Source organism: Flavobacterium lipolyticum (assembly GCF_020905335.1).
Lineage (GTDB): Bacteria > Bacteroidota > Bacteroidia > Flavobacteriales > Flavobacteriaceae > Flavobacterium > Flavobacterium lipolyticum.
This window is the reverse complement of sequence record NZ_JAJJMN010000002.1, coordinates 499,641-525,189: the sequence shown is the minus strand read 5'-3', so window position 1 is coordinate 525,189 and position 25,549 is coordinate 499,641. Positions and strand designations below refer to the sequence as shown.

Below are 25,549 nucleotides of genomic sequence, written 5' to 3'. Positions count from 1 at the left end.
AGACCGTTTTTCTTTGTCTTTTGTTACGAATAACAAAAAACGCTTTCTACTTTCTTATTATTTTCTTATCTCAATATGTCAATGAACTTTGTTTCGCTTTAGGCTTTAAGCAATACGCTTTAAGCTTTTTAGCTTACGGCCTACAGCTTATAGCTTATAGCCCTTAGTGGAGAATAACGGAGTCGAACCGTTGACCTCCTGCGTGCAAGGCAGGCGCTCTAGCCAGCTGAGCTAATCCCCCATTTTTTAGTTGTCAGTTAACAGTTCTCAGTTAACAGTACTTAAAACGGTCACTCAACCTCTAAAATTTCCTTTTAAATTAAACTTACAGTCTTTTTAGTTATTAATTATCAATTGTTAATTATCAATTGTCAATTGTTTTAAAAAGTAGTCCCGGGCAGACTCGAACTGCCGACCCCTACATTATCAGTGTAGTACTCTAACCAGCTGAGCTACGAGACTCTGTTTTTACTTAATTCTTTTCATTTTTTTAAATTAACAGCAAGAGTAATACAATCTCCAATTCAGAGACCCATAAATAATCATCTTTTTTCCTTAACGTGCACTAGGCTAACATTAAGGCTCTAGAAAGGAGGTGTTCCAGCCGCACCTTCCGGTACGGCTACCTTGTTACGACTTAGCCCTAGTTACCAGTTTTACCCTAGGCAGCTCCTTGCGGTCACCGACTTCAGGCACCCCCAGCTTCCATGGCTTGACGGGCGGTGTGTACAAGGCCCGGGAACGTATTCACCGGATCATGGCTGATATCCGATTACTAGCGATTCCAGCTTCACGGAGTCGAGTTGCAGACTCCGATCCGAACTGTGACCGGTTTTATAGATTCGCTCCTGGTCACCCAGTGGCTGCTCTCTGTACCGGCCATTGTAGCACGTGTGTAGCCCAAGGCGTAAGGGCCGTGATGATTTGACGTCATCCCCACCTTCCTCACAGTTTGCACTGGCAGTCTTGTTAGAGTTCCCGACTTCACTCGCTGGCAACTAACAACAGGGGTTGCGCTCGTTATAGGACTTAACCTGACACCTCACGGCACGAGCTGACGACAACCATGCAGCACCTTGTAATTTGTCTTGCGAAAGATCTGTTTCCAAACCGGTCAAACTACATTTAAGCCTTGGTAAGGTTCCTCGCGTATCATCGAATTAAACCACATGCTCCACCGCTTGTGCGGGCCCCCGTCAATTCCTTTGAGTTTCATTCTTGCGAACGTACTCCCCAGGTGGGATACTTATCACTTTCGCTTAGCCACTGAAATTGCTTCCAACAGCTAGTATCCATCGTTTACGGCGTGGACTACCAGGGTATCTAATCCTGTTCGCTACCCACGCTTTCGTCCATCAGCGTCAATCCATTAGTAGTAACCTGCCTTCGCAATTGGTATTCCATGTAATCTCTAAGCATTTCACCGCTACACTACATATTCTAGTTACTTCCTAATAATTCAAGTTTAGCAGTATCAATGGCCGTTCCACCGTTGAGCGATGGGCTTTCACCACTGACTTACTAAACCGCCTACGGACCCTTTAAACCCAATGATTCCGGATAACGCTTGGATCCTCCGTATTACCGCGGCTGCTGGCACGGAGTTAGCCGATCCTTATTCTTACGATACCGTCAAGTCCCGACACGTCGGGGTGTTTCTTCTCGTACAAAAGCAGTTTACAATCCATAGGACCGTCATCCTGCACGCGGCATGGCTGGATCAGGCTTGCGCCCATTGTCCAATATTCCTCACTGCTGCCTCCCGTAGGAGTCTGGTCCGTGTCTCAGTACCAGTGTGGGGGATCTCCCTCTCAGGACCCCTACCCATCGTAGCCTTGGTAAGCCGTTACCTTACCAACTAGCTAATGGGACGCATGCTCATCTTTTACCGTTGTGACTTTAATAGTGATCTCATGCGAGACTGCTATGCTATGAGGTATTAATCCAAATTTCTCTGGGCTATCCCTCTGTAAAAGGTAGATTGCATACGCGTTACGCACCCGTGCGCCGGTCTCTATATCCGAAGACATATACCCCTCGACTTGCATGTGTTAAGCCTGCCGCTAGCGTTCATCCTGAGCCAGGATCAAACTCTTCATCGTATATTTTTATATTATATTGCGATGAATATCTATCGGTTCTTTTCGAATCTTACGATTCTATTACTCTTATTCTTTTGTTCCGATTTTCATCGAAACGGCTGTCAATTCAATATGTCTACGAACGTGTTCTTTTTATTGTTTCGCTTGTCTCTCAAAGCGGGTGCAAAAGTAGAAAACTTATTTCTAATCGGCAAGAGTTTTTTGAAGTTTTTTTTTAGAAAATTTCTTTTCGTTTTCAACTTCCCTCCTTACCAATCTTTCAATGAACTTCCCATGTTTTGCGGGGTGCAAATGTAATACCCGTTTTCGAATCTCGCAAGCTTTTTCGAATCTTTTTTTGAAAATTTCTTTTCGTCTTAACTCCTTTGCTTGTCAGTATTTCGGTGAACGTTTATCGCTGTTGCGGGTGCAAAAGTAGTCACTTTATCCGCTTTCACAAGCTTTTTCTAAACTTATTTTTAATCTTTTTTAAAAATTCTTCTTAACAGTCTGATAACACCTCTTTTACAAATTAAACTATTTTCAGGTTTGAAAGATTTTTCTTCTCTCAAATAAAACTCTTAGATACAAAGCCCCATTTTTACTGGCTTTTTACTAATCTCGCAATGACGCAAAGGCGCGAAGTTTTTGTTTTATGACCGATCTTTCCTTTGAAAATCCATGCCCTAGCCCCGATAGTAGCAGATAAAGGCTTCGACTTCGCTCAGCTGGACAAAATCACTCTTTATATATAGTATAGAATCTCAAATACCAAGCTTCGACTTCGCTCAGCCGGACAGAAACTACTTTTCTTGCATTTTCGCTCAGCTGGACAGAATCACTCTTTATATATAGTATAGAATCTCGAATACCAAGCTTCGACTTCGCTCAGCTGGACAAAAACTACACTATATTATAGTATCGAATTCCGAATCTCAAATACCAAGCTTAAAGGCTCCGACTTCGCTCAACTGGACAAAAACTACTCTTATGTATAGTTATAGAATTCCAAACACCAAGCTTCGACTTCGCTCAGCCGGACAGAATCACTCCTTATATATAGATAGTAAAAAAACAAACCCTACAGGTTTTAAAACCTGTAGGGTTGTAACTTATTAATTATCCAGAACTAGTCTGTGAAATTATCTAATGATTAATTTTTCTATAGATGTATTCCCGTCCTGTTCTACTCTTATTAAATATACACCGCTTGGCAAGCCTAAAACATTCAATTCTGTTTTTTCTGTCTGAACGGAAAGTATTTTCTTTCCTGTCATATCAGATATGACGATGTTTTTAGGACTAGTTGAAGCTGATTGTATATGAACCTTACCTTCGATAACCGGATTTGGATATAATACAAAACCTTCAATAGCATTAGTTGGTACTCCTAATGTACATGTTGTACTTGATACATTTACTGTACGGGTTACTGTAGCTTGATTTTGCAACGCATCTTTTACCGTATATGTTATTACATATTGACCCGGAGTATTTACATCAACAGTACCTGAAACGATAACCGACGAAGTAATATCTGCATTTGTGTTATCTACAGCTGTATAACCTGGATCTGTATATACGCAACCTTTATCAATTGAAATGACTGCATTGCCTAAAAGTGTAATTGTAGGTTTAGCTGATTCAATTGTCAATGTCCAATATTCAATACTTCTGCTTTGAGCTAACACATTATAAGACACTGGTTCAGTATAGTTTAACGTTGTCACTCCACTAGTCTGAATATAAGTCCCGATACGTAATGTAGCGAAATCAGAAACCTGAACATTAGGCACTAAAGCGCTTAAATTAGCATTATTGTTTACCTGAACTTTTACCGTTTTAGCTACAGGATCAATAACACTTGTTCCAACCTGATTAGCTACTGAATAAGACAAAATACTTGCTTTAGTATTTTTTGCATTAATATCTACCGTATAGTTTGTTTGAGATTGCTTGTTCTGAGAAACAACTGTTACCAAGAAACTATTACGGTAATCTGAAGCAGTTACTTTAGAATTAAGTTGTTTTACTCCGTCAACATAAAGCTCTGCCCCTGGCGAAACCGTAAAATCTGCAATTAAGTTTGAAACATTGTAACCGAATGGTACTGTTTTAGTAGCATTATTCCCAACAATATCGGTATAAATTTCCTGTGGCAAACCTGGATTTGAAACGGTTTTAAAATCATAAGAAAGTAACTTACTTTCATTGCTTAAACCAGTAACAACTTTAATAGTGTATGTTTCAGAAATTCCGGTATTAAATCCAACTCCTTCTACTGTTAAAGTAACTGGATTGGTATAATCGTTTGGCGTCACTCCATTCACTTGTGTCACACCTCCAATTTTTGCAATACTTTTCATTCCTAAAGTGTAGTTTGCAACCGCAGTAGTTACATCAGCTCCATCGTTTAACAGAACAGTGAATGTCTTACTTCCTTCATCATAAGATGTTGCTAATTGATTTACAAATTCCAATTTCTGCAATAAAACAGGAACATTCCAGAATTTTCCAGCTCCCAAACCATCTGTATCAGCATTTGTAACTATAGCCGTATTATCGCTTATAGTACTATCGAAAACAAACTGTTTATTCCCTTCTGAAAAGCTGTAATATGCCAATAATCCAGGTTCGTTTCCAACGTATTTTGTTGTTGAATTTGCAGCAATTGTTGCCTGATTGCGAACTCCAGCCCAAATACGAACTTCATCAATATTACCATTTAAACCACGAGCCAATCCTGCGTTATTACCTATATAGGCAGGTGCTGCAGCATTTGAAGTTGATGCCCCGGCAGTACCTGTACTGGTATAAGGAACTGAAACTCCATCAATATAAACGGTATACACGTTAGCAGCACTTACCGTATAAGCGATGTGGTGCCATGTATTCTGTTTAATAGTATTTACTCCTGTATTAATTACATATGATCCTGTAGCAGTAGTAATAGAGATCACTAAACTGTTTTCCTTATATAAACTCAAACTATTATTAGTGTGAATAAACGCTAACGCTGTACTCTTATCTAAAAGCCTTGCAAAAGTTGTAGGTTGTTTTTGGTTTACCCAAAGCTCATACGTATAATTATTAGTAAGATTCAAAGCAGGTGTAGTCCCCGTTATTATAAAGTCGTTTACACCGTCAAAAGTTCCAGTCACATTTACAGGATGATTTGCAGCATGTGAAAGTGTTATTGATTTAGCATCATTTGAAGGATCTGTATCCGCAGGCAGTTTCGTATAAACCTGAATTGTATAATTATCAGGCGCTCCTAAATTTGCCTTAGTAGTAAATGTAATGGTAGCTGTTCCTCCTGCTGCAATTGAAGCAACTTGATTCTGAATTACTTCAGCGCCATTGTTGATTTTATAAGCAACCGGGAAGTTCGAAATTGCTGCAGTTGAATAATTACGAATTACAGCCGAAACCGTCACAGGAGCATTACCTGGTTTAATTGGTGCTGTAATTGCATCAATACTGGCATCAGCAGCTGTAAAAGGTAATACATTAATAGTATACTCCTCTACTTCAAAATCGTTTCTTGAACTTGTTAACCCATCAAAAGTTGGCCCTAGATTTACATTAAAATATTCATTTGGAGAACGAAACATGTGTACTACTCTCATCAATTTCTCACCAGCTGTTGTGTTGGACGGAATGGTAAACCCTCCTGCCAATGTAGCCATATTTCTGAAATAATGTGTACTTGTGGTCGATGGTATAGCAGGTGCTGCAGAAGTTGGAGTAGTATTTACCCAAAAATTTCCTGCATAAAATTCATCTGTCAAATTACCATCTCCGTTCAAATCGATCACAATCATTGTGAAAACTCCTGTTGCAGTTGTTGACAAGTCTCTGGTTATTGGCGTTTCTGTCTTTGTAATGCTTACCTCTGGCTGATAAGTAAAGCCAGGATAAACCGGAATTTTTATGTTTTTAAAATCAGAATATGCCGTAGTTCCTGAATTATTTACCACATCATTCCATTTGAAGCGCGAAATTGCGTATCCATTTGTATTGGTATGAACCGGTAACTCGTTTTTATTGTACACTACTTTTTCGACTGCATCGTTAGCTGCATTTGCATCGGGCAAATCAGCTCCCGCTTTGATAGTATAAGTAGCATCAACCACTGATAAATCAGCTTTAGCTGTAAAAGTGAAATTTACTGTAGAATAAGCTGCTATCGTCGGAACGGTTTCCGTAACTTTTGTCCCTCCGTTTATTTGATAAAACACCGGATGATTAGTTAAAGCACTTGCTCCTAAATTACTAACTCTAATGGTTACATCATGCGTACTGGTCTTTTTTCCTAAAACTTCAGGAGTTGTAATCGAAACTACAGATACGTCTGTTATTACCGGCTTTACAACACATTCAATATCAGCTATCCATCCTAACTCATTTACATCACTATCTGAGGTAAATCTAAATGTCAACTCCCCACCTGCAGCTGTTGATGTTATAGAAGGAGGCAAAGTATTTCCGGTAAAGGTGCCTAATAAAGGCGCAGATGTAGTTGTTCCGTTATACACATATAAGTAGTCATAATCCTGCTCTACATTAAAGGCAGAAAAAGTTACCCTAATACTATTTCCGGCTGTTGCAGGTTTGAAAGTTATAGTTTGCGAAAGATTGTTTGCGTAATTTGCATAACGCGAACCACTATCTGTAAATGTCGCTGCGCAAGTAGGTGCCGGAGCAGCTCCGCCCATTAAAATATCAGTTCCTGTATTACGTACACTTTTCTCTATCGTATTGTTGTCTGCAACTGCATCACCTGTATAATTTACTTTTCCAACTACTTTGTAAAGTTTTGGAGTTGAAAAATCAGCTTTTTGTGCAAAATCATAAGATGCTTCTGTAAAAGGATTAATTGGCCCCGGAATAGTTTCAATCACTTCTGCTCCACTATCAATTTTATAAGAAACAGGTACATTGCTTACCGCAACAGGAGAGTGATTGAATACTTTTACTTTTACAGTTTCACTGGCTGTAATTCCTGCATTTGGAGTTAATGAAGTTAATTCAACATCCGTCGCAGTTGCCTCAAAAATGGAAACATTATCAATAAAAACAGAATTGTAAACATTATCATTGCTTATCACTTGTACATCATTATCCATAACCGATTCAAAAGCTACGCTAAAGACAGTTCCCGCATAAGCCGATAAATCGTATAATAATTCTGTATTACCAGACGTAGCTGTTCCGCCGTAAACACCAATACTTTCGTAACTATTCACTGGAGTACCGTTTACAACAAGTCTAAAGAAGTTTTTGTTTGGCAGTGGTGAAGCACCAACTGTAGTCCAAATTAAATTAAATTTAAGTCCAATTGTTTTACCAGTCAAACTTGTAGCATCGATATCACAGAATGAAACTTTCTTAACGAAGTTCGGATTATTAGCAAACGCATTTGCTGATGTACTGGCTACCCAAGGAGAAGCAGACACATCTCCTGATCCGGCCATTTTTGCTCCGTCTACAAAATCTGCATTAATATATTCATACTTTACTAAACCAGTTGTTCCTTTAGAAAACACATAATTACCTGCTTTTCTGGAATTAAAGTTCTCGGTAAAAGGAAGCGTAGCAGCACTAACAACCGCTTGAGAAACCGGCTCTACGTTTACTGCTCTTACTCTTTCAGAAACAATTCCCGTTGCGATATCAACGGTTCTAACTGAAAACCAGTTATCATCCCCAACTGATACTGTAAAAGTATAAGTAGGATCAGTTACCGTTGCAACAACGTCAAACTTGTACCCGTTCATTTTTAATACTTCGTATTTTGCTCCCGGAATTGGATCCCAATCCATCTTATACGATGAAACACCGCATGCTGAAGGCGCTATCACTAAATTTTTAGGCTCTGAAATAATATTAAACACTTCTCTTGAAGTATCCACTTTTGAACCAGCAATTACTCTTATTTTTGCATTAGCAACAATTCCTGCAGGAACTTTCCATGCAAAATTTCTCGCAGCAGAAGGAACATCTTTCGCTATAACCTGATAGTTAATCCCTCCATCAACAGAATATTCGATTGTAAAAGGTTTTGCTTCTCCTTCATAATCCCAACGAATATACTCTGTGGTATCTGTGTTAAATTTCTCTCCTCCGATAGGATAAGTTAAAACTAATTCAGGAGCTACAAAATCATACACCACAGAAAACTCTTGTGTACCAATAGGCACTCTCGAGCCGCTAACGATAATTTTATAAGTTCCTGCATCAGGATTGTCCAAAGTGATTTGTTCAATATTATTCAAATTGTCCACACCGCGAACTGCATTAGCATTTGGTGTCGTAGCATTTAAAACCCAAGGCAAAGTGGTTACACCATCTTTTACAATTTTTACATCCAAATCGTTTACCGAAACCGACGAAGCTCCTGGTGTTCCGCCTAAATCTGTGTAGGCAAGCATCACTTTCAAAGTCACCAATCCTGCCGGTACGACGATTTCTTTCTCGTAGCTTTGGCCATTAGATACTGTATTTGTGTAGAACAATTTGTTATCTAAACCTCTAATGGCTCTAAGTCCATTAATATGTCCAAAACCATACTTATAATCCGGACCTGGATTTCCGACATCTTTAGAAGTATTACACACCAAAGCTTTCATCAAAGAGGCCAACGGTTTGGCAGCATAAATATTCTTATATCTCTCACAAAGCAAAGCTATTGTACCTGTAACTCCAGGAGTAGCCATCGAAGTACCACTCATAATCTGATAAGAATTACTGTAGTCCAGCGAATAAACATTATTTCCTACTGCAGAGATTTGTGGCACTAAACGTCCGTCAATGGTAGGACCAAAACTACTAGAGCCACTGATTACTCCATCTGCCTGAACGTTTGCAACGTGTAGTGCATTTTTTGAGTTTTTTGTTGATGTATTAAATCCCCCAGGGTATGCTGTTTGTGCATTTCCATTCGAATAAATATTCAAAAGATAAGGAAATGTTACGGTAACATTATCATCACCACGATCTCCGGTATCATATCTTCTGGTATTATAACCTGAAGTTAAATTTACTCCATACGAATTTGATGTTAATTCAATACCATCTTCATTCGCAGCTTTCACTCTTTCTTGCTGAACGCTTAAACCGTTAGACTGAGTATTAAAATTCCAACCGTACATTTGCACCTCCGGAGCCATTCCTCTTGCTATTGGATCTAATAAACCGGCACCGCCAATAGTACCTGCAACGTGATCTCCATGCGACGAACTATATTCGTATTCTCTAATGATAACTCTGCCGGTATGATCTTTATGAGGCTCCAAATTACCATCCCAAACACCAACTTTCACTCCTTTTCCGGTTAATCCGTAACCAAGGCCAGGAATTGTAGATCCCAAAACATTTGCTTTATGCAAAGTTACACCCGGCTTATTATCGCTTTCTACCGGTGGAGCAACCAACTCAATGTTTTGTACCCAATTGAATTTTGCGACCTCTTCTAATTTTTCTTTAGAGGCTTGGATATAAATTTCATTAAACGTTGTATCGTTATTGCTGTTTTTTAAAAACAGGCCTGCTAAATCCTGTTCAACACGCTTACGGTCAACGCCTTTAAAATAACTCACAACAACTTTAATTCCGTTACCACCTGTTGCAGCATAATCCGGGATAGCGTTATCCACAATCATAGGATCCAATTTGTATTTCGGATCGACTGCAATCACTGCTCTTATGTTATCAGAAACACTGCTTTTGTTATAAAACTCAGGAGCAATTTCTGCATAATAAGCGTTATTCGATAAATAACTAAGTAAAGTTATTCCTTGTGTTTTCAACTTTTGCTGTTCTTCCACAGAAGGAATTTTTGTAAACTGCAGCAAAGTATACTCTGTTTTCAGGCTCTGCTTAGCTGTACTTTTTTTGTCTTTAAACTGCTGTTTAAAATTTGACGTAGTTGTGATTTTGTTTCCATTTAAAGAAATTACAAAATCACTTTCTGATGTCTTCTGCGACCAAATGGGAATGGCCACTAATAACACCAATAGTGTAAGTAGTTTTAATCTCATAAATAAATTGGTTTTTGGTTAACTTAGTGGTTGTTAAGATCGTAAACCTACAAATTAAACTATAATTAACAAATTATATTCCCAGTTAATTTGTTAAAAAAACAAAGTAAACATTGTTTAACTGCAAAAAATATAACAAAAAACACTGAATTTACGGGCTATCAGAGATAAATCGCAGTATTAAAAATTAAGTAAGTATATTCTCTTAAATCTAAGTTAACCTTGTAATCCAAAACTTAAAACAATAAAAAAAAACCTACAGAATCATCTGTAGGTCTTTATCAATTCCGCTTTAAATAAAATACTGTTATTTTTCCGCTTTTGTCTCTTTTGCTTTTGTTTCCCAATGGTTCATCAAATCATCATAATTTACAGGATTTGCTGCTTTTTGATTCACAAGTTTTCCGGAATCAAATGCCCTGACCAGAATAGTTTCAATTAAATAATCCTCGTTGGATTCAAATGGCTTGTATTCCATTTTCAGACTAATGTCAAATAGACTTGCCGTTGTATTGGACACAAAAGCTTTAAAACCACTTTTTAAGGTTTTGATTAACTCATAAGTCGTTATTCCCGTTTGCCTGTGAACGAGTTTCACTAGAATCTGTCCTTGTTTGCGGGAAAGTTTTTTAAGTCTTGCTTCAAATTCGTTATTGAGATAATCTTCTACAATTTTAAAGTACTTTTTCTTTTCGCGGTTGGTTTTCAAGCGCGCCATTCCGCTATTCAATGCCGTTAATCGGTCTGCTGCAAGTCTTGCATACGGGTATACTTTATAAACACGGTTTTGAAGAATCGTAAATTGCTTTTGCGCTTCAGGATCCAGTTTTTCCTTTGAAATAATAATTTCGGGCAATTCAATCGTGTCATTCAAAATAGAATCCTGTTCCGTTAATATGTAACCCATTTGCTCATTCTCTTTAGGTTTCACCTGAGCCTGAGTTGTTAACGAAATCAATATAAAAAATAAAATAGGGGCAGTAAATCTCATCGAGTCATAATTTAAATGTAAAATTATATATTTATATACAACTCTGATACCAAATTTATAAATTAGCAAAAAAATATTTTTATGAGCACAAAATCAATCTTAAAGGATACCTCAATTGCTTTCCTGGAAAGCTATCTCAATAACGCCTCCCCTACAGGCTACGAAAGCGAAGGGCAAAAACTTTGGATGAATTATCTAAAACCCTATGTAGACACTTTTATTACAGATACTTACGGAACAGCTGTAGGAGTTATTAACCCTGACGCTCCATTTAAGGTAGTCATTGAAGGTCATGCCGATGAAATTTCCTGGTATGTTAATTATATTACTGATGACGGTTTATTATACGTAATCAGAAATGGTGGTTCCGATCATCTGATTGCACCATCAAAAAGAGTGCACATTCACACTAAAAAAGGAATTGTAAAAGGTGTATTTGGATGGCCTGCCATTCATACCCGTCTGCGTGACAAGGAAGAAACTCCAAAAATCAGTAATATCTTTATCGATTTAGGCTGTGAAACCAAAGAGCAGGTTGAAGCTATGGGAGTACATGTAGGATGTGTGATTACGTATCCGGATGAATTTATGATTTTGAACGAAAATAAATTTGTATGCCGTGCGATCGACAACAGAATGGGTGGCTTTATGATTGCCGAAGTAGCTCGTTTACTAAAAGAAAATAATAAAACACTACCGTTTGGTTTGTACATCGTAAATTCTGTTCAGGAAGAGATTGGTCTTCGCGGAGCCGAAATGATTGCTCAGACCATTAAACCTAATGTGGCAATTGTAACCGATGTCTGCCATGATACCACTACTCCAATGATTGATAAAAAAGTGGAAGGAGATCTGAAAATGGGGAAAGGACCTGTAATTGCTTATGCCCCGGCTGTACAAAATAAATTGCGTGACCTCATTGTAGATACTGCCGAAGAGAAAAAAATTCCGTTTCAGCGTCATGCAACATCTCGTGCTACCGGAACAGATACTGATGCTTTTGCTTACAGTAATGGCGGTGTGGCTTCAGCATTAATTTCCTTGCCTTTACGTTATATGCATACTACCGTAGAAATGGTACAAAGAGAGGATGTTGAAAATGTAATTCAATTGATTTACGAATCCTTACTGAAAATTGAGAACAACGAAACTTTTTCTTATTTTAACTAGTTTGGTGATTAGTTCTTAGTAATTAGTTCTTAGTAATTAGTTCTTAGTAATTGGTTCTTAGTAATTGGTAATTAGTGATTAGTGCTTAGTTCTAAGTGCCTAGTTCCTTGTTAATAAAAAATTAAAGTAAAAAGTAAGATGTGAGTTGTAAAATGTAAAAACAACGGACTAATCCCCTTAACACATTACCCACAACTCACAACTCACATCTCACATCTCATAACGCAAACAAAACACTATGAAAATACTCCTTCTTGAAGACGATTTTACCTTATCGAAAGAAATCTCTGCATTCTTTACTTCAAATGGATTCGAGTGTTTTTCTTATTATGATGGTTCATTACTGCTGAAGAAGTATTTCCCCTATGAATATGATTTAATTATTCTGGATATTAATGTTCCCGGAAGTAACGGAATTGAAGTGTGTAAAAGTATTCGGGAAGTCGATAAAAAGACTCCGATTATTATGCTCACTGCTTTTAGTGAAATTGAGGATAAATTAGCTTCTTTTGATAATGGAGCCGATGATTATCTTGTTAAACCCTTTCATTTTAAGGAACTGTATGCCCGAAGCACTTCTCTACTACGTCGAAAAGAAATTCCACAACAGGTAGAAACTAAAATAACGATTGCTGATCTGGAAATTCTGGAAAGCGATATGAAAGTATTTCGATCTAAAGAAGAAATCAAACTTACTCCCAAAGAATTCAAGCTCATTTTAATCTTGGCCCATGCCAAAGGTAAAGTCTTATCGAAACAATTTATTGCCGAAAAACTCTGGGATTATCACATCGAAACCAATCAAAATACTATTGAAGTTTATATTAATTTTTTAAGAAAGAAAATCGACAAGGATCATACTGTTAAACTTATTCGTACCAAAGTGGGCTACGGATATTATTTGAGCGATCAGGAATGACTTTAAAAAACCGAATATCACTTTTAGTAAGTTTATTATTTACCATCCTTTTCGGATTGGCTTCTACCTTGATATTTGTTTTATACTCGAATTTCAGAAAAGAAGAATTTCGTGATCGACTCGAAATTAAAGCTCTTTCCAACATTAAACTTCTCGTTAACGTTAAAGAGGTCGACGATCAGCTTTTAAAAGTTATTGATCAGAATTCCATTAACCAACTGTATGATGAAAAAACACTGGTCTTTGATTCAAACTTCAAACTCATCTACAGTAGTATTGACGATGCCAAGATTAATTGGTCAGTTGAAGATCTGAAATACCTTAGAAAACATAAAACATTCTTTAAACAGCAGGGTGATTACGAAGTATATGGTGTTTTTTATGATACAAAAGACCGGGATTTTTATGCCCTGATATCTGCCACCGACGATTATGGCAAACGAAAATTACTTTTCCTAAGGTATACGCTAATTATTTCCTATATCTTTTTTACCTGTATCTGCTGGGTTCTAACCTCTTTTATGGTTAAAAAAGCTATGAGTCCGTTGAATATTTTCCACCAAAAGATAAAGAATATCAACGAAAACAATCTCGATACCCGTGTTGCTTCAAAAAACAACAAAAATGAAATTGATCTGATCGCCAATGAATTTAATTTCATGATGGATCGAATTGAAGTTTCGTACCAAAAACAAAAAGAATTTACGGCCCATGCCTCACATGAGCTGAGAACTCCCCTATCCAGAATTACCTCGCAGATTGAAAACACCATTGCAGATCCAACAACATCCGACAAAGGAAAAAGCTTTCTAAAAACGATATTGTCTGACATCAATCAATTGACTGAATTAATTAATTCGCTATTGATCCTTTCTAAAATAGACAATAAGAAAAATGAAAACAAAGAAGTTCATCGTATGGATGAAATTTTGTTTTCGGCTATCGAAAATCTGAATAAAAGTTATCCGGAGTTTCTAATTTTATTTGAAATAGAAGAAAGCAACAATCTGGATACCGCTTTAGAGATAAATGGTAATAAAAACTTATTGGAAATTGCCATAACCAATATCCTAAAAAATGCCTGTGTTTATTCTGATAACAAACAAGCCAAAGTAATTATAAGTACTCAGGATGATCAATTAGTCATCTCCATTTCAAACACAGGGCAAACCTTAAACGAAGAAGAACAAAAAAATCTTTTTCAGCCTTTTATGCGTGGTAAAAACTCGAAAGGCACCACAGGTTTTGGTCTCGGACTAAGAATTGTTCATCGCATTCTCACACTTCACAACGCATCGATAACCTACAGTGTTCCAGATATTAACACGAATTTATTTCAATTGTTTTTTCATTAGTAATTTATTTTAAGTTATTTTTAAGGTAGATTTTAAGGTCTCTTAAAGTCCCGTGATAGCATATTTGTATAAATTAAAATTGATACAATGAGAAAACTCTGTGCATTCCTACTTGTACTTATCGGTCCGGTAGTTTTGGCTCAAAAAACGGTCAGCCTTCAGGACTGTGAAAGCCAATTCCTTAAAAACAACCTCTTTCTGTTGGCATCACAATATAATATTGATGCATCAAAAGCATTAACCATCCAAGCCCGAATTTGGGATAATCCTTCACTAACGGCAGAACTCAATGCTTACAACCCCGAAAGAAATCAATATTTTGATATTGGCAAGCAAGGGCAAAAAGCATTTGGTATCGAGCAGTTGATTTATTTAGGCGGAAAAAAACGCAATGAAATAAAACTGGCACAAACCAATGAACAATTAGCCGAGTTACAGTTCAATGATTTACTGAGAACTTTAAAACTCCTACTAAGAAAGAGCTTTTACACCGTATACTACAACAAAAAAAGTCTTGAAACTACTGACAACCAGCTAGCGCATATCGAAGATTTGATAAGCTCCTACTCGATACAGGTTGAAAAAGGTAATATTCCTTTACGAGATCTTGTTCGTCTGCAATCGCTTTACTTAAACTTCAAAAATGAGCGTATGGAGGTTGTCAATGAAAATATCGAAGAACAGGGTAACTTAAAATTACTGCTAAATTCCACCGAAAATGTTGTTCCGGAAGTTACTAAGGAAGAATTTAATAAGTATACCAAAACAATTCCTTTTGACCTTAAAACATTTCAGGATGAAGCCATTGCAAATCGCCCGGACTATTTAGCCAAACAAAAAGATATTGAGGCAAACGAAATCAATGTAAAATGGCAAAAATCCCTTTCCGTTCCTGATATCACCGTTGGTGCCACTTACGATCAGCGCAGTGGAGCTTTTAACAGAGAAGCCAATCTAACACTAGGAATTCCTCTGCCACTTTGGAACAAAAACAAAGGAAATATCAAGTATGCGAAAACGATTCTCGAGCAGTCCAAAATTGAAAAGCAAAATTTTGACCTTCAATTGCAAACCGAAATTACAACTGCATGGAACAAATGGGAAGAATCCCGTAAAAACTATGTGATCATAAAACCTACTGTTAATTCAGATTTTGAAGCGGTTTATAAAGGAATCTTGACCAATTTCCAGAAACGAAATATCAGTTTATTAGAATTTACCGATTTTATGGAAAGTTACAATCAGGCTTCTGTTCAGGTAAATGAACTCAAGAAAAAAGTTATCCTTTCGGGTGAAGAACTAAATAGTACCATCAACAAAGACTTATTCTAAAACTAAATAAAATGAAATATAAACTACTAATAGGAATTGTTCTCGTAAGTTTATCAATCCTAAGCTGCAAAAAAGAAGTTGAAAACCCGAGCACTAATACCTCTTTTGCCTTAAGCGAATCGATGCTAAAAACGACTACTACAGCAGAAGCGAAAACGCAACCGGTAAAAAATGTATTGAGCTTTTACGGAAAAATTACGGCTGATAATAACAAAATGATTGATGTTTATCCTCTCGTAGGCGGAAACGTAATCAAAGTAAATGTCGAACTCGGAGATTATGTCCGCAAAGGTCAGGTTTTGGCCACCATAAAAAGTACTGATATTGCTGATTTTGAAAAACAATCCATTGATGCCAAAAATGATTTACTGGTTGCCAAAAATCATCTGAAAGTAGCTCAGGAATTATTTGACGGAAAATTAAACTCTGAAAGTGATGTACTTCAGGCGAAATCAGAAGTCAATAAAGCACAATCGCAATTGAGTAAAGTTCAGGAAACCTATAAAATTTACAATATCAAAGCAGGTTCTATTTACGAAGTAACGGCCCCAATTAGCGGTTTTATCATTCAAAAAAGCATTAATCAGGACATGTTACTGCGAAATGACCGTTCCGAAAACATCTTTGATATTGCCGAAATCAGTGAAGTTTGGGCGTTAGCCAACATCAACGAAATTGATATCAACAAAGTAAAACTGGGCATCGATGCTGATGTAACCACGCTAAGTTATCCTGATAAAGTTTTCAAAGGAAAAGTAGATAAAATCTTTAATGTAATTGATCCCGAAACTAAAGCCATGCAGGCACGTATAAAACTGTCAAATCCGGGTTACATGTTAAAACCTGATATGAATGCCAATATCAAACTATCTTACAGTGAAGGTGATTCTATGATAGCCGTACCCAGTAAAGCAATTGTTTTTGATAAGAGTAAAAACTTTGTCATGATTTTCAAAGACCGCAACAACATTGAGACCAGACAAGTAGACGTATACAGAGTCGTTGGCGATGTAACCTATATTTCAAAAGGTTTAAAAGACAATGAAAAAGTAATTACCACTAATCAGTTATTTATTTATCGCGCTCTAAACGAATAAATACATGGAGAAATCTGTAAAAATATTGAGTTTTGCCACACTATTTATTTCAACACTATCTTTTTCACAGGAAACAGATTCGATTCGAAAATATAGTCTGGGGTTCCAAATGACCTCTATATACCAGTACCATCCGGCTTTTCATGCTAATTATTCAGGTACCAATAGTATGTCTCCTAAAGAAGAAGGCGCTTTATCCTTAACATCAACCTTATACCTTGATGTTCCACTATGGAAAGGAGCTACCTTGACTTTTAACCCTGAAATGTCAGGAGGTCAAGGTTTGTCTCAGGCAAGAGGATTGGGAGGTTTTCCAAACGGGGAAACCTTTAGAATTGGAGATACCAAACCCGTTGTTTATGTGGCAAGAATGCTTTTAGAACAAAAGTTCCAATTTAAAAACAACCAATCGTTACAACTGGTTTTCGGAAAATTTGGGCTAGCCGACTATTTTGACAATAACTCCTATTCACACGATCCCAGAACACAATTCTTAAATTGGGCATTAATGACACATGGAGCTTGGGATTATGCCGCAAATACCCGGGGATATACAGATGGATTGTATGCTAATTATCAGTTTGATTCCTGGCAGGTAAGAGCTTCATTAACTGCTTTACCCACTTATGCCAACGGTCCGAATGTTGAATTTAGTTTTAAAAATTCCAACGCAATAAACGTTGAAATTGAAAAACAGCTCGTCTTTAAAAATAATGATACGGCAACCTTAAAACTATTAGGCTTTCGAAATGTTGCAGGAATGGGGAATTACGACGAAGCCAATTCAAATTTTATAACAATGCCCGACATAAAAAATACCAGGCAAAATGGGCGCACCAAATATGGCATTGGTTTAAACATGGATTATACGCACAAAGATACTTGGGGATTGTTTGCCCGAATGAGCTATAATGACGGTAAAAATGAGACGTGGGCCTTTACCGAAATTGACCGATCGGCACAGTTAGGAATGCATTTGAACGGAAAGATGTGGAACCGAAATAAGGACTTTGCCGGTATTGCCATAGTAGCTAACGGATTATCCAATTCACATAAACAATATCAAAAACTTGGCGGAGATGGTTTCATGATCGGTGACGGTACTTTAAACTACGGTATAGAACAAATCGCAGAAGTTTTCTATTCGTTCTTAATACCCAATACACATATTACGCTTTCGCCGGATTATCAGTTTGCCATCAATCCTGCCTATAATAAAGACAGAGGTCCGGTACAATTTTTCGCCTTGCGTTTTCATACAGAATTCTAAGCGGAAGTATATCATATAAAATGCTTCAGAAAAAAGCATCACAAATAAAAATTCATCCTTAAAAATACTTTTTAAAATGAACAAATTCATTAGAAACATTATAGCTTTCTCCCTAAAAAATAAGGCATTTACCTTTTTCTGGGTGGGATTATTGGCCGTAGCAGGATTCATTTCTTTCAAGAATATGCCAATCGATGCTTTTCCGGACGTAACCAATACCCAAATTATTATCATTACCCAATGGAATGGAAAAAGTGCCGAAGAAGTAGAGCGCTTTGTAACCTCTCCTATCGAGATCTCGATGAACTCGGTACAAAAGAAAACCAGCGTTCGCAGTATTACAATGTTTGGTCTGTCAGTGATCAAAATTATTTTTGACGATGGGGTCGATGATACTTTTGCACGTCTTCAGGTCAATAACTTACTAAAAAATGTATCTCTTCCCGACGATGTAGAACCGGATGTTCAACCGCCTTATGGACCAACAGGCGAGATTTTCAGATATATCGTAAAAAGTGACAGCAGAGACAGTAGAGAATTGTTAACTTATCAAAACTGGGTAATAGACAAACAATTACGTTCTGTTCCCGGTGTTGCCGATCTAAATGTTTTTGGTGGACAAACTAAAACCTACGAAGTTGGAGTTGATCCGATAAAATTAGCCAAATACAACATAACACCTCTTCAGGTTTATAATGCTGTAAATGGAGGCAACCTGAATGTTGGTGGTGACATCATCGAAAAAAATGGTCAGGCTTTTGTTGTTCGTGGAGTTGGTCTCTTAAAATCGATTCAGGATCTCGAAAATATTATTGTAGACGATGCTAACGGAAATCCTATTTTAGTCAAGAATCTGGCCACTGTTTATGAAAGTGCGATGCCGAGAGTCGGGCAAACCGGTTTAGCGAAGAACGATGATGTTGTTGAAGGTATTATCGTCATGAGAAAAGGTGAAAATCCACAGGAAACCCTGGCTCTGATTAAAGCCAAAATACAAGACCTAAACGATAATGTGCTTCCAAAAGACATTAAACTAGTAACCTTTTACGATCGTGATAATTTAATGAACTTCACGACGGAAACCGTTATGCACAACTTATTTGAAGGAATCATTCTGGTTACCTGTGTAGTATTTTTGTTCATGGCCGACTGGAGGACTACTTTCACCGTTTCTATTGTTATTCCACTCTCCTTATTATTTGCCTTTTTATGTCTTAAAATGATGGGAATGAGCGCTAACCTTTTGAGTTTAGGTGCGGTCGATTTCGGAATTATTATTGATGGTGCGGTAGTTATGGTCGAAGGATTATTCGTCGTCTTAGATCATCGGGCACATCAACTGGGAATGACGGCCTACAATAAAATAGCAAAAGGAAGTCTGATAAAAAAAACCGGAGCAGAAATGGGTAAAGCCATATTCTTTTCTAAGTTAATTATTATCACAGCCTTGCTCCCTATATTCTCTTTCCAGAAAGTAGAAGGAAAAATGTTCTCACCTTTGGCGTATACCCTTGGTTTTGCTTTAATGGGAGCCTTGCTGTTTACGCTAACCTTGGTACCTGTTTTATCCCATATTTTATTGAATAAGAATGTGAAGGAAAAAAACAACCCATTTGTTAATTTCTGGGATCGAATAGTGAGTAAAGGCTTTGCATGGACTTTCAAACACAAGGTAAAAGCACTTGTAGGGTCTATAGCGCTTTTAGTAACGGTTTTCTTTTCAGCTACCTTTTTAGGAACCGAATTTTTACCTCAGTTAAATGAAGGTGCTTTATGGGTTACGGCCGAGTTACCTATGAGTACCTCATTGCCTGAAAGTGTTAAAACTGCCGCGATGATTCGAAAAGATTTGGAAAGTTTTCCTGAAGTTAAAAATGTTTTGTCACAAACCGGAAGAAGTAATGACGGAACAGATCCGAATGGTTTCGGGTTTATACAGCTTCAGGTGGATTTAAAGCCCAAATCAGAATGGAAGCGAAAAATAACAATGGACGAACTAATTAACGAAATGGACGATAAATTAAAAGTTCATCAGGGAATTACCTATAACTACTCGCAGCCCGTAATTGATAACGTAGCCGAATCTGTTGCCGGTTTTAAAGCCTCGAATGCCGTAAAAATTTATGGAGATGATCTTGACAAACTGGATGAACTATCAAATGAAGTCTTGGCACAAATCAAAAACATTCCGGGTATTAAAGATGCCGGAATCCTGCGAAATGTTGGACAGCCTGAAATTAGTGTTGTTCTGGACAGAGATAAAATGGCTGCTTACGGTGTAACACTGAGTGATGCACAAGCCGTTCTAGAATTGGCTTTTGGAGGAAAAACAGCTACTCAAAAATATGAAGACGACAAAAAATTTGATGTGAGAGTACGTTTTTCAAAAGAGTATCGTAAAGATGAGAATGATATCGCCGAACTTAAGGTTCCAACGATTAGCGGAATTAAGATTCCATTAAAAGAAATATCCGATTTAAAGACTATTACAGGTCCTGCTTTTATCTATCGAGATAATACGAAACGTTTTATTGGGGTAAAATTCTCGGTTCGTGATCGGGATCTGGGAAGTACCATTGCCGAAGCACAGGCAAAAGTAGCTAAGTTGAAACTTCCAACAGGCTATACTGTTGGCTGGACTGGGGAATTTGAAAATCAGGTTCGTGCCAGTGCCCGATTAGCCCAGGTCGTACCGATCAGTTTAATTGGGATATTTGTACTCTTATTCATTCTGTTTGGAAATATTAAAGATTCGCTTTTGGTTTTGGCTAATGTTCCGTTCGCCATTATTGGCGGAATCATTGCCTTGCATCTTACCCGAATGAATTTTGGAATCTCTGCTGGTGTTGGTTTTATCGCATTACTGGGAATCTGTATTCAAAACGGTGTAATTCTGATCTCTGAATTCCATCATAATTTAAAAGCGAAATTCTCCCTCGAAGAATCCATTTTTATGGGAGTAAAAGCCCGAACAAGAGCTGTTGTGATGACCGCGTTGATGGCTTCTATAGGTTTAATGCCGGCGGCCATTTCTACCGGAATTGGTTCTGAATCACAAAAACCGTTGGCCATTGTAATCATTGGAGGTTTAATTACAGCAACGATTCTGACCCTTTTGGTATTTCCTATAATCTTCTGGGTATTCAATCGCAAAAAACACGTTCCAATTGAATAAAAATATTGAAGATAGATTAATTGGTTAAATTAATTTGATTCGGTTTTAGCGAAAAAAGCATCATTATTTTTAATGGTGCTTTTTTTATGTAGCATTATTTCAGGGCGAAACAATGTTTGGGTCAAGAATCAAAATACAAAAAAAGAGCTAAAAAACTTTTCTTTGCGAACAGGCTTTTGCCCTTTCAGGGCTTAACCCCTAATTCCATTATTATTCATAGTGCTGCGCACCATGCTATTGCCAGAGCTCTTTCAGAGCAAATTCTGATTTCACGAAAATGAAAAATGACCTTCTGCTCAAGGAAGGTCATTTCATATACTAACTCAAAGCTAGATTTAAACTTTTTAAAATGGCTACTGCATCGATCGTATTTGATAACTCTGTATATTTCAAAGCACCATGCTATTGCAAGAGCAAATTCTAATTTCACGAAAATAAAAAACGACCTTCTGCTTAAGGAAGGTCGTTTCATATACTAACTCAAAACTAGATTTAAACTTTTTAAAATGGCTACTACATCTATCGTATTTGATAACTCTGTATATTTCAAAGCACCATGCTATTGCCAGAGCTCTTTCAGAGCAAATTCTAATTTCACGAAAATGAAAAACGGCCTTCTTCTCAAGGAAGGCCGTTTCATATACTAACTCAAAGCTAGATTTAAACTTTTTAAAATGGCTACTGCAGCTATCGCATTTGATAACTCTGTATATTTCAAAGCACCATGCTATTGCCAGAGCTCTTTCAGAGCAAATTCTGATTTCACGAAAATGAAAAATGACCTTCTGCTCAAGGAAGGTCATTTCATATACTAACTCAAAGCTAGATTTAAACTTTTTAAAATGGCTACTGCATCTATCGTATTTGATAACTCTGTATATTTCAAAGCACCATGCTATTGCCAGAGCTCTTTCAGAGCAAAATCTGATTTCACGAAAATGAAAAACGACCTTCTGCTCAAGGAAGGTCGTTTCATATACTAACTCAAAACTAGATTTAAACTTTTTAAAATGGCTACTGCATCTATCGTATTTGATAACTCTGTATATTTCAAAGCACCATGCTATTGCCAGAGCTCTTTCAGAGCAAATTCTAATTTCACGAAAATGAAAAACGACTTTCTGCTCAAGGAAGGTCATTTCATATACTAACTCAAAACTAGATTTAAACTTTTTAAAATGGCTACTGCAGCTATCGCATTTGATAACTCTGTATATTTCAAAGCACCATGCTATTGCCAGAGCTCTTTCAGAGCAAATTCTAATTTCACGAAAATGAAAAACGACTTTCTGCTCAAGGAAGGTCATTTCATATACTAACTCAAAACTAGATTTAAACTTTTTAAAATGGCTACTGTAGCTATCGCATTTGATAACTCTGTATATTTCAAAGCGCCATGCTATTGCCAGAGCTCTTTCAGAGCAAATTCTAATTTCATAAAAATGAAAAACGACCTTCTGCTCAAGGAAGGTCGTTTCATATACTAACTCAAAGCTAGATTTAAACTTTTTAAAATGGCTACTGCAGCTATCGCATTTGATAACTCTGTATATTTCAAAGCAGTAAAACCTTTCTCATTTCTAGCAGCATCATATTATCGCCAGAGTTCTTTCTGACCAAATTCTAATTTCATGGAAATGAAAAACGACCTTCTGCTCAAAGAAGGTCGTTTCATATACTAACTCAAAACTAGATTTAAACTTTTAAACTCTTATTTTAAACCTTTTAAAATGGCTATTGCATCTGTCGCATTCGATAATTCTGCGTATTTCAAAGCAGTAAAACCTTTCTCATTTCTAACTGAAGCATCTGCTCCTTTTGCTAATAATACTTTCAAAATATCTACTTTATTATAACGTGCAGCGATCATTAAAGGTGATAAACCTTCTGACATCTCGTTTACGTCAGCTCCATATTCTAATAATTTTTTAACGAAATCTAAATCTCCCTTACTAACTGCCACATTTAATGGTGTTGAGAAACTGTTTACGATCTCTAATTGTGGTTTCACTACTGTTGTGTGATTTGATGCCATTGAAACATTTGCAAATGCTACTAAAGCTACTCCTAAATAAACGATTGAATTTTTCATAATGATTGATTTTTTAATTGATTGATTGATGATGATTTTTAAATTCTTTGTAAAGGTAATTCATTCTCATGTATTATGTATAACAAAGTACCATGTTTTAACTAATTCTTAACATTCAATTAATATAAGCTGTATAAAGTAATTTGAATGTTAATTGTCAGCTTTCTTAATAGACGCCAGAAGATTCAATTTGTTACAGTTTACAGCAAAAAAATATAAAAAATCTTATTATTTTTTTTCATAGCATTAAATACGAAGCGTAACTTTTTTAACTTTACGAAACAAAAAACTCTGCAAACAAAGGTGTTACACTTTTAATTACAGAAAAGAAAAAACTAACAACCTAAAACCACAAACTATGAAGATCTTAAAAAGAATTCTAATTGTTTTAATCCTGATCGTTGCTATCGTACTGATTGCAGCTAATTTTATGCCTAAAACTTATGCCATAGAAAGAGAAATCACCATTAACAAACCTGTTGACAGTGTCTTTAAATATGTCCGATCTTTAAAAAATCAAAATGAATTTAGTGTTTGGGCCAATCTCGATCCCAAAATGAAATCTACTTATAAAGGAACCGATGGAGATGTTGGATCAGTATCTGCCTGGGAAAGCACAGTAAAAGAAGTTGGCGAAGGTGAACAGGAAATCACAAAAATTACGGAGGGAAAACGCATTGACTTTGCCTTACGTTTCAAAAAACCAATGGACGATACAGCGGTAGGTTTTATGTCAACGGAGACTGCACCGGGAAATCAAACAAAAGTAAAATGGGGAATCAGCGGTGTTATTCCTTATCCGATGAATATTATGCTGCCGATGATGAAAATGGACCAAATGATTGGCAATGACCTGCAGAAAGGTCTGGAAAATTTAAAAGCCAAAATGGAAGAATAAAAATTGACTTAATCCATTATAAATTAAATCCGACAGGTTTTAAAAGCCTGTCGGATTTAATAATTTATTATTTTAGGGAAAGATATTCTACTACATTTTTATTGATACGCTGATCAATATGATCAATATCTGCTTTTACGAACTTTTCTCCCAGAATATTTTCATACAATTCAATGTATCTTTCAGAAACAGATTGAATATATTCGTCACTCATATTCGGAATTTGCTGTCCTTCCTGCCCTTGAAAACCGTTTTCGATCAACCAGCGGCGTACAAACTCTTTTGACAATTGTTTTTGCTCCTCTCCTTTCTCTTGTCTTTCCTGATATCCATCCGCATAAAAGTAACGGGAAGAATCCGGTGTATGAATTTCGTCAATTAAAACGATTACACCTTCTTTTGTTTTCCCAAACTCATATTTAGTATCTACCAAAATTAAACCACGGCTTGCCGCAATTTCAGTACCTCTTTGAAACAAAGCACGAGTATATTTTTCTAAAACAAGATAATCTTCTTCAGAAACAATTCCTTTTGCCAAAATGTCTTCGCGTGAAATATCTTCATCATGAGACCCGTTATCTGCTTTTGTAGTAGGCGTAATAATTGGCTCCGGAAATTTATCGTTCTCTTTTAGACATTCTGCCATTGTAACTCCGCAAATTTGTCTTTTTCCGGCTGCATATTCACGTGCAGCGTGTCCTGAAACATAACCGCGAATCACCATTTCTACTTTAAAAGGCTCGCATAAATGTCCCACAGCTACATTGGGATCCGGAGTAGCAATCAGCCAATTTGGTACAATATCCTGAGTTAACTCCATGAACTTTGTAGCAATCTGATTCAAAATTTGCCCTTTATACGGAATTCCTTTTGGCAGAACCACATCAAAAGCCGAAAGTCTGTCGGTTGCTACCATTACTAAAAGATCGTCATTGATGTTGTAAACCTCTCTTACTTTTCCGCGATAAACCGATTTCTGATTTGGGAAATTGAAGTTTGTAGTTGTGATTGTATTACTCATTGTCTAGTGTTGTGTTGTTTTTTATGAATGCAAATTTAAAACTAATTAAAAGAAAAAAAGAACCTATTCAGATTCTTTTTTTTAGTTACGGTCTCAGTCGCATTTT

12 protein-coding genes, 2 tRNA genes and 1 rRNA gene are annotated in these 25,549 nt (G+C 36.8%); 8 read left to right on the top strand and 7 right to left on the bottom strand.

Translation table 11 applies throughout. The features are described from left to right. Positions 1-167 precede the first annotated feature (167 nt). The 5 genes from LNQ34_RS18860 to LNQ34_RS18840 form a co-directional block, all read right to left on the bottom strand. Positions 168-241, bottom strand: a tRNA-Ala gene (locus tag LNQ34_RS18860). A gap of 147 nt (positions 242-388) precedes the next feature. After that, positions 389-462 (bottom strand) — tRNA-Ile (locus LNQ34_RS18855). Between the two features lie 126 nt (positions 463-588). After that, positions 589-2,102: ribosomal RNA gene (locus tag LNQ34_RS18850) — 16S ribosomal RNA — on the bottom strand. 1,121 nt (positions 2,103-3,223) lie between these two features. Further along, positions 3,224-10,123, bottom strand: coding sequence for a S8 family serine peptidase (locus LNQ34_RS18845; RefSeq protein ID WP_230000856.1), 6,900 nt, complete (start codon positions 10,121-10,123; stop codon positions 3,224-3,226). Between the two features lie 307 nt (positions 10,124-10,430). Then, positions 10,431-11,114, bottom strand: coding sequence for a DUF4294 domain-containing protein (locus LNQ34_RS18840; protein WP_202703494.1), 684 nt, complete (start codon positions 11,112-11,114; stop codon positions 10,431-10,433). 81 nt (positions 11,115-11,195) lie between these two features. Here LNQ34_RS18840 and LNQ34_RS18835 point away from each other — a divergent pair, with 81 nt between their 5' ends. From LNQ34_RS18835 to LNQ34_RS18805, 7 genes are all read left to right on the top strand, one after another. Then, on the top strand, positions 11,196-12,284 hold the full coding sequence (locus tag LNQ34_RS18835; RefSeq protein WP_230000855.1) for a M42 family metallopeptidase: 1,089 nt from the start codon (positions 11,196-11,198) through the stop codon (positions 12,282-12,284). A gap of 238 nt (positions 12,285-12,522) precedes the next feature. Next, the gene (locus LNQ34_RS18830; RefSeq protein ID WP_202703492.1) at positions 12,523-13,203 is read left to right on the top strand and encodes a response regulator transcription factor; all 681 of its coding nucleotides are present in this window, start codon (positions 12,523-12,525) and stop codon (positions 13,201-13,203) included. Continuing rightward, a complete protein-coding gene (locus LNQ34_RS18825; RefSeq protein ID WP_230000854.1) occupies positions 13,200-14,558 on the top strand; it encodes a sensor histidine kinase in 1,359 nt (452 codons plus the stop codon). Before LNQ34_RS18830 ends, LNQ34_RS18825 begins: the two co-directional genes overlap by 4 nt. Positions 14,559-14,645: 87 nt before the next feature. Beyond that, a complete protein-coding gene (locus tag LNQ34_RS18820; protein ID WP_230000853.1) occupies positions 14,646-15,890 on the top strand; it encodes a TolC family protein in 1,245 nt (414 codons plus the stop codon). 11 nt (positions 15,891-15,901) lie between these two features. After that, positions 15,902-16,987 carry an efflux RND transporter periplasmic adaptor subunit gene (locus LNQ34_RS18815; protein ID WP_230000852.1) on the top strand — a complete coding sequence of 362 codons (1,086 nt, stop codon included), beginning with the start codon at positions 15,902-15,904 and terminating at the stop codon, positions 16,985-16,987. Between the two features lie 4 nt (positions 16,988-16,991). Next, on the top strand, positions 16,992-18,257 hold the full coding sequence (locus LNQ34_RS18810) for a carbohydrate porin (RefSeq protein WP_230000851.1): 1,266 nt from the start codon (positions 16,992-16,994) through the stop codon (positions 18,255-18,257). Positions 18,258-18,333: 76 nt separating this feature from the next. Next, complete coding sequence (locus LNQ34_RS18805) at positions 18,334-21,432, top strand: efflux RND transporter permease subunit (protein WP_202703487.1); 3,099 nt, start codon at positions 18,334-18,336, stop codon at positions 21,430-21,432. 1,711 nt (positions 21,433-23,143) lie between these two features. On the opposite strand, the gene LNQ34_RS18800 is transcribed toward LNQ34_RS18805, so the two are convergent. Beyond that, positions 23,144-23,524: an ankyrin repeat domain-containing protein gene (locus LNQ34_RS18800; protein ID WP_230000850.1), complete on the bottom strand. Its 381-nt coding sequence runs from the start codon at positions 23,522-23,524 to the stop codon at positions 23,144-23,146. 358 nt (positions 23,525-23,882) lie between these two features. On the opposite strand from LNQ34_RS18800, the gene LNQ34_RS18795 reads away from it, so the two are divergent. Then, positions 23,883-24,422, top strand: a complete 540-nt coding sequence (locus LNQ34_RS18795) for an SRPBCC family protein (RefSeq protein ID WP_202703485.1) — start codon at positions 23,883-23,885, stop codon at positions 24,420-24,422. A gap of 67 nt (positions 24,423-24,489) precedes the next feature. Here LNQ34_RS18795 and LNQ34_RS18790 read toward each other — a convergent pair whose 3' ends face one another. Next, complete coding sequence (locus LNQ34_RS18790) at positions 24,490-25,443, bottom strand: phosphoribosylaminoimidazolesuccinocarboxamide synthase (RefSeq protein WP_230000849.1); 954 nt, start codon at positions 25,441-25,443, stop codon at positions 24,490-24,492. Positions 25,444-25,549: the final 106 nt, after the last annotated feature.